Raw genomic sequence first — 13,912 nt, 5'->3', positions numbered from 1 at the left:
CTTCATGCAGACTAAAGTCGGCGCACCCAAGCAGAGGCTGAGCCTCAGCGATCCACGTGTGCGTGCGTGGTTATTTCAGATCATCACCGTCGGGTTGGTGGTCTTTATGGGTTGGTATCTGTTCAACAATACTCAGACCAACCTGCAACACCGAGGCATTACGTCCGGTTTTGACTTTCTTGATCGCAGTGCAGGTTTTGGTATTGCGCAGCATTTGATTGATTACACCGAGTCCGACAGCTATGCGCGGGTCTTTGTGATCGGGCTACTGAACACCTTGCTGGTGTCGGTCATCGGTATCGTACTGGCGACCATTCTGGGTTTTATCATCGGTGTCGCTCGGCTTTCGTCGAACTGGATGATCAACAAGCTGGCGACGGTGTATGTCGAGATTTTTCGCAACATCCCGCCACTGCTGCAAATCCTGTTCTGGTACTTCGCGGTCTTTCTGACCATGCCGGGGCCACGCAACAGTCACAACTTCGGCAACACCTTTTATATGAGCAGCCGTGGCCTGAACATGCCGGCTGCCATTGGCACCGACGCCTTCTGGCCGTTTGTGATCAGTGTGGTGCTGGCGATTGTCGCGGTGGTGGTGATGGCGCGCTGGGCCAACAAACGCTTTGAGGCGACCGGCGTACCGTTTCATAAATTCTGGGCCGGGCTGGGCTTGCTGCTGGTGATTCCTGGGGCATGCGCGCTGATTTTTGGCGCGCCGGTGCATTGGGAAATGCCAGAGCTCAAGGGTTTCAACTTTGTCGGTGGCTGGGTGCTGATCCCGGAACTGCTGGCGCTGACCATTGCACTGACGGTGTATACGGCGGCGTTTATTTCCGAAATCGTGCGCTCGGGCATCAAGTCGGTCAGCCACGGCCAGACCGAAGCGGCCCGCTCACTGGGGCTGCGCCCTGGGCCGACGCTGCGCAAGGTCATCATCCCGCAAGCACTGCGGGTGATTATCCCGCCGCTGACCAGCCAATACCTCAACCTGGTGAAAAACTCGTCGCTGGCGGCGGGCATCGGGTATCCGGAAATGGTTTCACTGTTTGCCGGCACGGTACTGAACCAGACCGGGCAAGCGATTGAAGTCATCGCCATCACCATGAGCGTTTACCTGGCGATCAGCATCAGCATTTCGCTGCTGATGAACTGGTACAACACGCGCATTGCGCTGATCGAGCGATGAGGACGCGACTATGACGACTCATGTTTTCAAACCTGACATGCCGCCGCCGGGTAACCGCGTCGGTATCGTCGCCTGGGCTCGGGCCAATCTGTTTTCCAGTTGGCTCAATACTTTGCTGACGCTGTTTGCCTTTTATCTGGTCTGGCTGATTGTGCCGCCACTGCTGAGCTGGGCGATATTTGACGCCAACTGGGTGGGCAGCACTCGGGCCGACTGCACCAAGGATGGCGCCTGCTGGGTGTTCATCCAACAACGTTTCGGTCAGTTCATGTACGGCTATTACCCGCGTGATTTGCGCTGGCGGGTCGATCTGACGGTGTGGCTGGCAGTCATTGGCATCGCGCCGCTGTTTATTGCGCGCTTCAAGCACAAGGCCATTTACGGACTGAGCTTTTTGGTGGTGTACCCGATTCTGGCGTACAGCCTGTTGCATGGCGGCTACTGGGGCCTGAGCAACGTCGCGACCAGCCAATGGGGCGGCTTGATGCTGACGCTGGTGATTGCCACCGTGGGCATTGCGGGCGCATTGCCGCTGGGTATCTTGCTGGCGCTGGGGCGACGTTCGGACATGCCGGCGATTCGCGTGGTGTGCGTGACCTTCATTGAGTTCTGGCGCGGCGTGCCGTTGATCACGGTGCTGTTTATGTCGTCGGTGATGCTGCCGTTGTTTCTGCCCGAGGGCATGAACTTCGACAAGCTGCTGCGGGCCTTGATCGGGGTGATTCTGTTCCAGTCGGCGTATGTGGCTGAAGTGGTGCGCGGCGGTTTGCAGGCCATTCCCAAAGGCCAGTACGAAGCGGCTGCCGCGATGGGCCTGGGTTACTGGCGCAGCATGGGGCTGGTGATCTTGCCGCAAGCCTTGAAGCTGGTGATCCCCGGCATCGTGAACACCTTTATTGCCCTGTTCAAGGACACGAGCCTGGTGATCATCATCGGCCTGTTCGACCTGCTCAACAGCGTCAAGCAAGCGGCTGCGGACCCGACATGGCTCGGCATGGCGACCGAAGGCTATGTGTTTGCGGCCTTGGTGTTCTGGATTTTCTGTTTTGGTATGTCCCGCTACTCCATACATCTGGAGCGCAAGCTGGACACTGGCCACAAGCGTTAGTAGGAGTTCGACATGAGTGAAGCAATCAAAAAGCCTGCTAGCCCTGAAGGCATTATTCAGATGCAGGGCGTTAACAAGTGGTATGGCCAGTTCCACGTGCTCAAGGACATCAACCTGAACGTGCAGCCCGGCGAGCGGATTGTGTTGTGCGGGCCTTCGGGCTCGGGTAAGTCGACCACTATTCGTTGCCTTAATCGCCTCGAAGAGCACCAGCAAGGGCGCATTGTGGTCGATGGTGTGGAGTTGACCAACGACATCAAACAGATCGAAACCGTGCGCCGCGAAGTCGGCATGGTGTTTCAGCACTTCAACCTGTTTCCGCATCTGACCATTTTGCAAAACTGCACGTTGGCACCGATGTGGGTGCGCAAGATGCCCAAGCGCCAGGCCGAAGAAATTGCCATGCACTATTTGGAACGCGTGCGTATTCCGGAGCAGGCACACAAGTTTCCGGGGCAGTTGTCCGGTGGTCAGCAACAGCGTGTGGCGATAGCCCGGGCGCTGTGCATGAAACCCAAAATCATGCTGTTCGACGAACCGACCTCAGCGCTTGATCCGGAAATGGTCAAAGAAGTGCTCGACACCATGATTGGTTTGGCCGAAGACGGCATGACCATGCTCTGCGTGACTCACGAGATGGGCTTTGCCCGTACGGTGGCTAATCGGGTGATCTTTATGGACAAGGGTGAAATCGTCGAGCAAGCGGCACCGAATGACTTCTTCGACAACCCGCAAAATGATCGGACCAAACTGTTCCTGAATCAGATTTTGCATTGATTTAATCGGACGCAGACCATCTATGCCCTTATAGGTGCGTAATGCCAGTCAGTTAAGCGAACGCTGTTTTGAATGCAGCGAGAAACCTGTGGGAGTCTGGCTTGCCAGCGATGCAGGCGATGCGGTTTGTCTGCTGCACCTCGTCGATCCAATCGCTGGCAAGCCAGGCTCCCACAGGGGATGTGCGTTAACTGACAGGCATTAGGGATTTTTGCGTCGAATGCGCTCCATCTCGTCCGCCATGACTCGCTTGGCATCCTCTATCAGTTCATCACCCGCTTGGGCATAACGCTCAGCGCTGGGTGCATCGAATTCGACCTCAGCACATTCGCTGCATGCATGGCCCGACAGGTTCTGCACGCTGCGGGTCAACTGTTTGAAACTCACACTAAAATCGCGTCCCTTGAACGGGTGAATGGCGTTGGGCGCGCCGCAGGTGTAGCAATCATGTTTGCTCATCAATCTTTTTCCTTGAAGGCAATCACTGGCGGCCCTCCACGGCACCGAGTCGGCGTACGTCATCCTGAATGAACGGGAGGGTGTAGTGATAAGGGGCTACTTAGCTATTTAAGTTGGCCCTTTAATCTGTAGTTGATTGCTCTTGCGCAAGGCGCTGACTAACATGTCGGAAAATTCATCCTATGATTGGATGAAAAGGCGAATTCTATGACAGACGTTTCTCCGCTGATAAAACGCTCGCTGGTCGATCAGGCCCTTGAGCAACTGCGTGCCCGCATCAACAGCGGTACTTGGGAGGTGGGCCAGCGCCTGCCGACCGAACCCGAGCTGGCGACGCAACTGAACATCAGCCGTAACACGGTGCGTGAAGCCATGCGGGTGTTGGCGTTTGCCGGCTTGATTGATATTCGCCAGGGCGATGGCAGTTATCTGCGCGGGCGTATCGATCCGATGGACACGCTGCGTGCACTGTCATCCTGTTCTCTGGAGCAGGGCCGCGAGATGCGCCATATCCTGGAAGTCGAAGCCGTTGGCCTGGCCGCCCTGCGTCGCACCGATGAAGACTTGCGGCTCCTGCATCAAGCGCTCGACGTCAGTGGTCAGCATTACCACGGCGAACTCGATACCTATATTTGCTGTGACTTGCTGTTTCATCAGCGCTTGATTGATGCCGCGCATAACCCGGCCTTGAGCGAGTTATATCGCTACAGCGCCAGTGTTTTTACCCATCATTTGCGCAACACCCTGGATGTTCAGCCGCGGCGTCAGCAGGTGTTTGATCTGCACGTCCAATTGCTGGAAGCCGTCGAACAACAAGACCCGCAACGGGCTATGGCGCTTTGCCGGACGTTGATCAATGAACCTTGAGCCGGAGAAGGCCATGCACCATCCCTCGACCGAAGCTGTTCGCCATTTGGATGAACTGGACGAACTGCTGATCGACGCTGAAGTTGACGACGAGCAGGTGCCACAGACTCCACCGGTCGTGCTGCGTCCGTGGTTGCTGCTGTTGGGGCTGGTGCTGGTGGCCCTGAACCTGCGTCCGGCATTGTCGAGCGTGGCGCCGTTACTCGGCGAAGTATCGGACCGCTTGGGATTATCAGCCGCGCAAGCCGGTTTACTGACCACATTGCCAGTGCTGTGCCTGGGGGTGTTTGCACCGTTGGCGCCGATTCTGGCTCGACGCTTCGGGACTGAGCGGGTGGTACTCGGGATTCTCCTGACGCTGGGCGGTGGGATTGTGTTGCGCAGTTGCCTGGGCGAAGTCGGGCTGTTTGCCGGGAGCATTTTGGCGGGCGCCAGTATTGGGGTGATCGGCGTATTGGTGCCGGGCATTATCAAGCGTGATTTTGCCGGGCATGCCGGAACCATGACGGGTGTCTACACCATGGCGTTGTGTCTGGGGGCTGCACTGGCGGCGGGCGCAACGGTGCCGTTGAGCCATTACCTGGGTGACAGTTGGGCATTAGGTCTGGGGTTTTGGGCATTGCCTGCCGTACTGGCGGTCATTTTCTGGCTGCCGCAGGTGGGCAAGCGTCATGGCGCACACAACGTGGCCTACCGGGTGCGTGGCCTGCTGCGTGATCCGCTGGCCTGGCAAGTGACCTTCTACATGGGGTTGCAATCTTCGTTGTCCTACATCGTTTTCGGTTGGTTGCCTTCAATCCTGATTGGCCGGGGCCTGACCCCGACCCAAGCCGGGCTGGTGATGTCGGGCTCGGTGATTGTGCAGTTGGCCACGGCGCTGAGTGCGCCCTGGCTGGCGACGCGCGGCAAAGATCAACGACTGGCAATTGTGCTGGTCATGGGCATGACGTTGGCAGGCCTGTTTGGTTGTCTGTATGCCCCGCTGGAGGGCTTGTGGGGCTGGGCGATTGTGTTGGGTCTCGGGCAGGGCGGGGCTTTCAGCCTGGCGTTAACTTTGATTGTGCTGCGTTCGCGCGATGCCCATGTGGCCGCCAACCTGTCGGGCATGGCTCAAGGCATTGGTTACACCGTGGCCTCGCTGGGCCCTCTGGCCGTGGGTGTGGTGCATGAAGTGACCGGCGGTTGGAATGCGCTGGGCTGGATTTTTGCGGTGATTGGTCTGTGTGCCATCGTTGCCGGTCTTGGGGCCGGGCGGGCGCTGTATGTGAATGTGCAGAGCGAGAAGATTTAAAGCACATAGTGTTTCGGCTCATTGCAGATTATCGTGCACGGATCAATAACCGCACGGACCTCGCCATGAGCCAAGACCATCAAGCGTTGATTACTCGCTTCTACCAGGCTTTTCAGCAATTGGATGCACACGCCATGGGCGAGTGTTACACCGACGACGTCGTGTTCAGCGATCCGGTATTTGGCGAACTGCGTGGTCATGAAGCCACCGATATGTGGCGCATGCTGACGTCACGGGCCAAGGATTTCAGCCTGACGTTTGATCAGGTTCAGGCCGACACCCAACGCGGCAGTGCGCATTGGGTGGCGACCTATTTGTTCAGCCAGACCGGTAATGTCGTGATCAACGACATTCAGGCCCGCTTTGTGTTTCGCGACGGCAAAATTTGCGAGCACCACGACCACTTCGACCTGTGGCGCTGGTCGCGTCAGGCATTGGGCACTAAAGGTTTATTACTGGGGTGGACACCGCTGGTGCAAAACGCCATTCGGGCTCAGGCGAAAAAAGGCCTCAAAGCCTTTCAGGCGGGGCGTTAAGGATTAAGTGTGACAAGGTTGAGCGAATCCTCAGAGGCCACGGCTCAAGTGGCCAAACCCTGGTTTGTGTATTTGGTGCGTGCGGCCAATGGCTCGCTCTATTGCGGGATCAGCGATGACCCGGTGCGACGTTTTGCCAAGCATCAAACCGGCAAGGGCGCGCGTTTCTTCGCCTCAAGCCCAGCCGTAGCCCTGGTGTATATCGAGTCCTGGCCGGATAAAGGCGAAGCGCTGCGTCAGGAAAGGCTGATTAAAAAGCTTAAAAAAAGCGCTAAAGAGTGTCTGGTGCAAAGCCAGATGGCGCACTTAGAAGTGAGCTGACCGGGTTTTCAAGTGCGCTATGCTGCCCGCTCACTTACGTCTGGCGGATTACTGAATGTCTGAGTTGATACTTCATCATTACGCAACGTCCCCTTTTGCCCATAAAGCTCGCCTGCTGCTGGGCTTCAAGGGGCTTTCGTGGCACTCAGTACACATCCCGGCGATGATGCCAAAACCTGATTTGCTGGCCTTGACCGGTGGTTATCGCAAAACACCGGTGCTGCAAGTGGGAGCGGACATTTATTGCGACACGGCGTTGATTGCCCGGCGCCTGGAGCAAGAAAAATCGGCGCCGGTGTTGTTTCCTCTCGACAAACAACTGGTGGTCAGTGCGTTTGCGGCGTGGGCTGATTCGGTGGTGTTTCAGCATGCCGTGAGTTTGGTGTTTCAGCCTGAATCAGTGGCTGTGCGTTTTGCCAGACTGCCGCCAGAAGGGGTCAAGGCGTTCATGGCGGATCGCGCGGGCTTGTTCAGCGGTGGCAGTGCGACCCGTTTGCCGCTGGAGCAAGCCAAGTTGCAATGGCCAGTGATCATGGCGCGACTTGAGCAGCAATTGCAGCACGCACAGGGTGACTACCTGTTTGGTGAACCTTCGATTGCCGACTTTGCACTGGCACACCCGCTGTGGTTCCTGAAAGCCACGCCGGTCACGGCGCCACTGGTTGATGCGTATCCGGCGGTGGCGGCCTGGTTGGCACGGGTGCTGGATGTGGGGCAGGGCGCACCGATCGACATGACCCCCGAGCAGGCGCTGGACGTTGCCAAAAAGGCTGAGCCCGTTGATTTACCTGAATTCGATCAACATTGCGGGTTGATTCAAGGTCAGCGTGTGAGCGTTGCTGCGACCGACTACGGCGTCGATCCGGTGGAAGGTGAGTTGGTGCACGTGGGCGCCGAAGCCGTAGTCGTGCGCCGGGAAGACCCGCGAGTGGGCGCTGTGCATGTGCACTTTCCACGTATCGGGTTTCGCATTGACGCGGTGGGCCAAATAACACCGTAGGAACTGCCGCAGCCTACGGGTGATGTTGTTCACTCAAGCGCTGCACACAACTCAACTGTAGGAGCGAGCTTGCCTCGCGATCTTTTAAACGATCAAAAGATCGCGAGGCAAGCTCGCTCCTACGGGGTCCGCTTTTGCTTAAATGAACAGCATTGCCAGCCTGCGGGGGTTATTTCAACGCCGCCAAGATCGCATCCGGGTTGAAATCCCTGAGCAATGTGCCGTTTACGTCCAGTATCGGAATCCCGCGGCCACCCAGCGCCTCATAGGCCTGACGGGCGGCAGCATCCTTGTCGATATCAAATTCCTTGAACGGGATGCCTTTCTGGTCCAGAAAACGCCGCGTGGCCTTGCAGTAGCCGCACCACTCGGTGGCATACAGCACCACCCGGGCGCTGGCTCGGGTTTGCTCTGACACGGCGCCTGAGGGGTTAAGCACCCGCTCGATCTTGCCCCAGTTCTGAAAGACGACCACAACCACCAGCACAAACAGGACTTTCTTCAGGATGCCGTTCAGCATTATTTGTTGCGCTTGAGCTGGTCGAGCAATTGGGTCGGCAGGCCTTTGATGACGAGCGTACCGGCTTCTTCGTCAAACTCCACCTTGGAGCCCAGCAGGTGGGCTTCAAAGCTGATAGACAAGCCTTCAGCGCGCCCTGTGAAGCGGCGGAACTGGTTCAGGGTGCGTTTGTCAGCCGGGATCTCAGGCGACAGGCCGTAGTCTTTGTTGCGGATGTGGTCGTAAAACGCTTTTGGGCGTTCTTCGTCGATCAGTTCGGACAATTCTTCCAGACCCATCGGTTCACCGATCTTGGCCTGACTGCTGGCGTAATCGACCAAGGTCTTGGTTTTCTCGCGGGCAGATTCTTCGGGCAGGTCTTCGCTTTCAACAAAATCACTGAAGGCCTTGAGCAGCGTGCGGGTTTCGCCGGGGCCGTCGACGCCTTCCTGGCAGCCGATAAAGTCGCGGAAGTACTCCGAGACCTTTTTGCCGTTCTTGCCTTTGATAAACGAAATGTACTGCTTGGATTGCTTGTTGTTCTGCCACTCGGAGAGGTTGATGCGCGCGGCCAGGTGCAATTGGCCCAGATCCAGGTGGCGCGAAGGCGTTACGTCCAGTTCCGAGTTGACCGCTACGCCGTCGCTGTGGTGCAGCAGCGCGATGGCCAGGTAGTCAGTCATGCCTTGCTGGTAATGCGCGAACAGCACGTGACCGCCCACCGACAGGTTGGATTCTTCCATCAGTTTTTGCAGGTGTTCAACGGCGACACGGCTGAAGGCGGTGAAATCGGTGCCGCCGTCCAGGTACTCCTTGAGCCAGCCGCTGAAAGGATGCGCGCCGGACTCGGCGTGGAAAAAGCCCCAGGCTTTACCTTGTTTGGCGTTATAGCTTTCGTTCAGGTCTGCGAGCATGTTCTCGATGGCTTGAGACTCGGCCAATTCGCAGTCTCGGGCGTGGAGAACAGCGGGCGTACCGTCGGGTTTTTTATCAATCAAGTGGACGATGCAATGACGGATCGGCATGGGCTTCTCGGCGAAAAATGAGCGGGGAGGGCGCGCGCCCGGAAAAGCGCCAAGTGTACCGCACCTGAGCGCCTGAGCAGTCTTCGTACCGGGTTTAGGGCGATGAGGGGCGGGGTAGAGGGATTTTTTACACGTTTAAGGCGATAAACCTGACCAAATGGCTAGGTAGAGGCGGATATTTAGCCGTCTCTGTGCTAGTTTTGCCCGGTCTTGCGCTGGGTAACGGCGTAAAGCATGCATTCAGCCTGTGTCAGGTCGAACCAAACTCCGTTTTAGCACTCTACATCCGCGATTCGTCGTGAAAGCAAACGGGCGTGCCAGACCCTCGATTTCTGGCTCGATAGCTGACCTTGCACGTTGCAAACCAAATGAATTTGATAGGGAAGGAATATCTCAATGGCTATTACTAAAGACCAACTGATCGCTGATCTGGCTGAAACTGTAGACGCACCGAAAACTACCACGCGTGCTCTGCTGGACCAACTGGGTCAAATCGTTGCTGATCAGCTGGAAAATGGCGGCGAAATCACTCTGCCAGGTATTGGCAAACTGAAAGTGACCGAGCGTCCTGCCCGTACTGGCCGTAACCCTTCGACTGGCGCTGCCATCGAAATCGCTGCCAAAAAAGTTATCAAGCTCGTTGTGGCTAAAGGCCTGACTGACGCTGTTAACAAGTAAGAACGCATTAAAAAAACCGCGCTTCGGAGTGATCCGAAGCGCGGTTTTTTTTATGCGCGAAAATCCTTTGTAGGAGCGAGCTTACCTCGCGATCTTTTGATCTTCTAAAAGATCGCGAGGCAAGCTCGCTCCTACAGTGGGGAAGGATTACTTCCAGTTTTTCTCGCGCCACATCTGCTGCTGGTCTTTGTCGTGGAAGGTCCAGGCCACAAAGCGGCTTTGCTTGTTGCCCTGAGACATTTCGACGACCTGGCTTTCGCGCGCACCGGCTTTTTTCAGCGCTGTTTGAATGGCCGGCAAGTTGGAGGCCTTGGACACCAGCACGCTGAACCACAGCACCTGACGGCCTACCTGCACGCTTTCACGTATCAGTTGGGTCACGAAGCGTTGCTCGCCGCCTTCGCACCACAGTTCGGCCGCCTGGCCACCAAAATTCAGAACCGGCAGTTTGCGCTTGGGGTCAGCCTTGCCCAGTGCACGCCATTTGCGCTCGCTGCCGCGTGTGGCTTCGTCCAGCGAAGCGTGGAACGGCGGGTTGCACATCGTCAGGTCGAATCGCTCGCTGCTCTCCAGGATGTCCAGCAGGATCTTCTGGGGATTAGGTTGCAGGCGCAGGCTGATGGCTTTGTTCAAGCTGTTGGACTGCACAATCGCCTTGGCGGCTTTAACCGCTGTCGGGTCGACTTCAGTGCCGAGGAACTGCCAGCGGTATTCGCTGTGGCCGATCAGCGGGTAGACGCAGTTGGCGCCCATGCCGATGTCCAGCACGCGCACGCTGGAGCCGCGCGGAATCTCGCCATCGTTCATGTTGGCCAGCAAGTCCGCCAGGAAGTGCACGTAATCGGCGCGGCCCGGCACTGGCGGGCACAGGTAGTCAGCCGGAATGTCCCAGTGCGCAATCCCGTAGAACGCCTTGAGCAGGGCGCGGTTGAACACGCGCACGGCACTTGGGTTGGCGAAGTCGATGCTCTCTTTGCCGTACGGGTTGATGATCACAAACTCAGCCAGTTCCGGGCAGACCGAAATCAGTTGAGGAAAGTCGTAACGGCCCTGATGGCGGTTGCGCGGGTGCAGGCTAGGCTTGACGCGCGGCTCGACCGGGGTGCTCTCGCTGGCAGTCTTGGGCTTGTGGCGTGTGGCTTTGGAAGTACGTGGGGTTGTCATGTTCAATTCATTCCACAAAAGCAATCGCGGGCAAGGCCGCCCCAGCAGGGTTAAACCCTGCGGGAGCGTCCTTGCCCGCGATCAGGTGCGCAGCGTTTTTACAGGCTGGAAATCCGCGCGTGCTGGTCAGCCAATTTGCTCAAGGCCTGTTCGGCCTCGGCCAATTTGGCGCGTTCCTTGTCGATGACTTCAGCCGGGGCCTTGTCAACGAAAGCGGCGTTCGACAGTTTTCCGCCTACGCGGGCCACTTCGCCGTGCAAACGCTGGATTTCCTTGTCCAGGCGCGCCAACTCTGCATCTTTGTCGATCAGGCCCGCCATGGGCACCAGCACTTCCATCTCGCCAACCAGAGCGGTAGCAGACAGTGGTGCTTCGGCGCCGTCTTGCAGCACGGTGATCGATTCGAGTTTAGCCAGCTTTTTCAGCAAGGCATCGTTCTCGGTCAAACGGCGCTGGTCTTCGCTGCTGACGTTTTTCAGGTACAGCTGCAACGGTTTGCCCGGGCCGATGTTCATTTCGCCACGGATGTTGCGCGTGCCGAGCATCAAGCCCTTGAGCCATTCGATGTCGTCTTCGGCGGCCTGGTCGATGCGCGCTTCGTTCGCCACTGGCCACGGTTGCAGCATGATGGTCTTGCCTTCAACACCGGCCAGCGGCGCGATGCGCTGCCAGATTTCTTCGGTGATGAACGGCATGAACGGGTGCGCCAGGCGCAAGGCCACTTCCAGAACCCGAACCAGCGTGCGACGAGTGCCACGCTGACGTTCAACCGGTGCGTTTTCGTCCCACAGCACAGGCTTGGACAGTTCCAGGTACCAATCGCAATACTGGTTCCAGATGAACTCGTACAGGGCTTGTGCGGCCAGGTCGAAGCGGAACTGGTCGAGGTGACGGGTCACTTCGGCTTCGGTGCGTTGCAACTGCGAGATGATCCAGCGATCAGCCAACGACAGTTCGTAGGCTTCGCCGTTCTGGCCGCAGTCTTCGCCCTTGTCCAGCACGTAGCGTGCGGCGTTCCAGATCTTGTTGCAGAAGTTGCGATAGCCTTCAACGCGGCCCATGTCGAACTTGATGTCGCGGCCGGTGGAGGCCAGCGAGCAGAACGTGAAGCGCAGGGCGTCGGTGCCGTAGCTGGCGATGCCGTCTGCGAACTCGTCACGGGTCTGCTTCTCGATCTTCTTCAGCAGTTTTGGCTGCATCAGGCCGCTGGTGCGTTTGGCCACCAGGTCTTCGAGTTCGATACCGTCGATGATGTCCAGCGGGTCCAGGACGTTGCCCTTGGACTTGGACATTTTCTGGCCCTGACCATCACGTACCAGGCCGTGCACATACACGGTCTTGAACGGAACTTGCGGGGTGCCGTCTTCGTTCTTCACCAAATGCATGGTGAGCATGATCATCCGGGCAACCCAGAAGAAAATGATGTCGAAGCCGGTTACCAGCACGTCAGTGGAGTGGAAGGTCTTCAGCGCTTCGGTCTTTTCTGGCCAGCCCAAGGTGGAGAATGTCCACAGGCCCGAACTGAACCAGGTGTCGAGCACGTCGTTGTCTTGCTGCAAGGCAACGTCCGGGCCCAGGTTGTGCTTGGCGCGGACTTCGGCTTCGTCGCGGCCTACGTAGACCTTGCCCGACTCGTCGTACCAGGCCGGAATCCGGTGGCCCCACCACAGTTGACGGCTGATGCACCAGTCCTGGATGTCGCGCATCCACGAGAAGTACATGTTTTCGTACTGTTTTGGCACGAACGCGATGCGGCCGTCTTCGACAGCGGCGATGGCAGGTTCTGCCAGTGGCTTGGTCGACACGTACCACTGGTCAGTCAGCCACGGCTCGATGACGGTGCCCGAGCGGTCGCCTTTCGGCACTTTCAGTGCGTGGTCATCGACGCTGACCAGCAGCCCGGCTTCGTCAAAGTCGGCAACGATTTGCTTGCGCGCCTCGAAACGGTCCAGGCCCGCGTATTTGGCGGGCAGGGTACCGTCGACGGATTCATTCAGCGTGCCATCCAGGTTGAATACCTGAGCGGCAGGCAAAACGGCTGCGTTTTTGTCGAAGATGTTCAGCAGCGGCAGGTTGTGGCGCTTGCCGACTTCGTAGTCGTTGAAATCGTGAGCCGGGGTGATTTTCACGCAGCCGGTGCCGAATTCAGGGTCGCAGTAGTCGTCCGCGATGATCGGGATGCGGCGGCCAATCAACGGCAGCTCAACGAATTTGCCGATCAGGGCTTTATAGCGTTCGTCTTCCGGGTTTACCGCGACAGCCGCGTCACCGAGCATGGTTTCGGGGCGGGTCGTTGCAACGACCAGGTAGTCCAGACCTTCAGCGGTCTTGGCGCCATCAGCCAGCGGGTAGCGCAGGTTCCACAGAAAACCCTTCTCGTCGTGGTTTTCCACTTCAAGATCGGAAATGGCGGTGTGCAGCTTGGTGTCCCAGTTGACCAGGCGCTTGCCGCGATAGATCAGGCCGTCTTCGTGCAGACGTACAAAGGCTTCTTTCACCGCGTCCGACAGGCCGTCGTCCATGGTGAAGCGCTCGCGGCTCCAGTCTACGGACGAACCGAGGCGACGGATCTGACGGCTGATGTTGCCGCCCGATTGCTCTTTCCATTCCCAGATCTTGTCGAGGAATTTTTCGCGACCCAAGTCGTGGCGGTTCAGACCCTGTGCTTCGATCTGACGCTCAACCAGCATTTGGGTGGCGATACCGGCGTGGTCGGTGCCCGGCTGCCACAGGGTGTTGCGACCCTGCATGCGGCGGAAACGGATCAAGGCATCCATGATCGCGTTGTTAAAACCGTGACCCATGTGCAGGCTGCCGGTGACGTTCGGCGGCGGGATCATGATGGTGTACGGGTCGCCCGCGCCTTGCGGGGCAAAATAGTTCTCTTCTTCCCAGGTTTTGTACCAGGAAGTTTCAATGGCGTGCGGCTGGTAGGTCTTATCCATGCGCGGCGGGACCCTATTGGCATTAATTCAGGAAAGCCGGCAAGTATAGCGGGGCG

Annotated in this window: 14 protein-coding genes; 9 read left to right on the top strand and 5 right to left on the bottom strand. The window is 57.8% G+C overall.

The window, feature by feature from the left end; translation table 11 throughout:
* Positions 1 to 4: 4 nt before the first annotated feature.
* From RHM56_RS17765 to RHM56_RS17755, 3 genes are read left to right on the top strand one after another with little or no spacing between them, the layout of a single operon-like run.
* Positions 5 to 1,186 carry an amino acid ABC transporter permease gene (locus RHM56_RS17765; protein WP_322234555.1) on the top strand — a complete coding sequence of 394 codons (1,182 nt, stop codon included), beginning with the start codon at positions 5 to 7 and terminating at the stop codon, positions 1,184 to 1,186.
* A gap of 10 nt (positions 1,187 to 1,196) precedes the next feature.
* Positions 1,197 to 2,294 carry an amino acid ABC transporter permease gene (locus tag RHM56_RS17760; RefSeq protein ID WP_322234553.1) on the top strand — a complete coding sequence of 366 codons (1,098 nt, stop codon included), beginning with the start codon at positions 1,197 to 1,199 and terminating at the stop codon, positions 2,292 to 2,294.
* 12 nt (positions 2,295 to 2,306) lie between these two features.
* Complete coding sequence (locus tag RHM56_RS17755) at positions 2,307 to 3,071, top strand: amino acid ABC transporter ATP-binding protein (RefSeq protein WP_019412133.1); 765 nt, start codon at positions 2,307 to 2,309, stop codon at positions 3,069 to 3,071.
* A 201-nt stretch (positions 3,072 to 3,272) separates the two neighbouring features.
* On the opposite strand, the gene RHM56_RS17750 is transcribed toward RHM56_RS17755, so the two are convergent.
* Positions 3,273 to 3,530, bottom strand: a complete 258-nt coding sequence (locus tag RHM56_RS17750; protein WP_322234551.1) for a hypothetical protein — start codon at positions 3,528 to 3,530, stop codon at positions 3,273 to 3,275.
* A 207-nt stretch (positions 3,531 to 3,737) separates the two neighbouring features.
* Between RHM56_RS17750 and RHM56_RS17745 the strand changes: the two genes are divergently transcribed.
* The 5 genes from RHM56_RS17745 (at position 3,738) to RHM56_RS17725 (ending at position 7,545) form a co-directional block, all read left to right on the top strand.
* Positions 3,738 to 4,397 carry a FadR/GntR family transcriptional regulator gene (locus RHM56_RS17745; protein ID WP_322234549.1) on the top strand — a complete coding sequence of 220 codons (660 nt, stop codon included), beginning with the start codon at positions 3,738 to 3,740 and terminating at the stop codon, positions 4,395 to 4,397.
* The gene (locus tag RHM56_RS17740) at positions 4,387 to 5,688 is read left to right on the top strand and encodes a CynX/NimT family MFS transporter (protein WP_416194862.1); all 1,302 of its coding nucleotides are present in this window, start codon (positions 4,387 to 4,389) and stop codon (positions 5,686 to 5,688) included. The genes RHM56_RS17745 and RHM56_RS17740 overlap by 11 nt, the downstream gene beginning before the upstream one ends.
* Positions 5,689 to 5,753: 65 nt before the next feature.
* Positions 5,754 to 6,224, top strand: a complete 471-nt coding sequence (locus tag RHM56_RS17735; RefSeq protein ID WP_322234545.1) for a nuclear transport factor 2 family protein — start codon at positions 5,754 to 5,756, stop codon at positions 6,222 to 6,224.
* A gap of 9 nt (positions 6,225 to 6,233) precedes the next feature.
* Positions 6,234 to 6,545: a GIY-YIG nuclease family protein gene (locus RHM56_RS17730; RefSeq protein WP_322234543.1), complete on the top strand. Its 312-nt coding sequence runs from the start codon at positions 6,234 to 6,236 to the stop codon at positions 6,543 to 6,545.
* Positions 6,546 to 6,600: 55 nt separating this feature from the next.
* On the top strand, positions 6,601 to 7,545 hold the full coding sequence (locus RHM56_RS17725) for a glutathione S-transferase family protein (RefSeq protein WP_322234542.1): 945 nt from the start codon (positions 6,601 to 6,603) through the stop codon (positions 7,543 to 7,545).
* Positions 7,546 to 7,714: 169 nt separating this feature from the next.
* Here RHM56_RS17725 and RHM56_RS17720 read toward each other — a convergent pair whose 3' ends face one another.
* Positions 7,715 to 8,065: a glutaredoxin family protein gene (locus RHM56_RS17720; protein ID WP_322234540.1), complete on the bottom strand. Its 351-nt coding sequence runs from the start codon at positions 8,063 to 8,065 to the stop codon at positions 7,715 to 7,717.
* On the bottom strand, positions 8,065 to 9,069 hold the full coding sequence (gene yejK, locus RHM56_RS17715) for a nucleoid-associated protein YejK (RefSeq protein ID WP_322234538.1): 1,005 nt from the start codon (positions 9,067 to 9,069) through the stop codon (positions 8,065 to 8,067). Before yejK ends, RHM56_RS17720 begins: the two co-directional genes overlap by 1 nt.
* A 396-nt stretch (positions 9,070 to 9,465) precedes the next feature.
* Here yejK and RHM56_RS17710 point away from each other — a divergent pair, with 396 nt between their 5' ends.
* Positions 9,466 to 9,747, top strand: coding sequence for an HU family DNA-binding protein (locus RHM56_RS17710; protein ID WP_322234535.1), 282 nt, complete (start codon positions 9,466 to 9,468; stop codon positions 9,745 to 9,747).
* A 147-nt stretch (positions 9,748 to 9,894) separates the two neighbouring features.
* Here RHM56_RS17710 and rlmF read toward each other — a convergent pair whose 3' ends face one another.
* Both rlmF and RHM56_RS17700 read right to left on the bottom strand, forming a co-directional pair.
* A complete protein-coding gene (gene rlmF / locus RHM56_RS17705; RefSeq protein ID WP_322234534.1) occupies positions 9,895 to 10,911 on the bottom strand; it encodes a 23S rRNA (adenine(1618)-N(6))-methyltransferase RlmF in 1,017 nt (338 codons plus the stop codon).
* Positions 10,912 to 11,009: 98 nt separating this feature from the next.
* Positions 11,010 to 13,856 (bottom strand): valine--tRNA ligase, encoded by a 2,847-nt coding sequence (locus tag RHM56_RS17700; RefSeq protein ID WP_322234533.1) that lies wholly within the window; start codon positions 13,854 to 13,856, stop codon positions 11,010 to 11,012.
* Positions 13,857 to 13,912 lie beyond the last annotated feature (56 nt).

It is taken from the genome of Pseudomonas sp. CCC3.1, from assembly GCF_034347405.1.
Taxonomy (GTDB): Bacteria; Pseudomonadota; Gammaproteobacteria; order Pseudomonadales; family Pseudomonadaceae; genus Aquipseudomonas.
The sequence above is the reverse complement of the archived record's forward strand: the minus strand, read 5'-3'. Positions and strand labels throughout refer to the sequence as shown.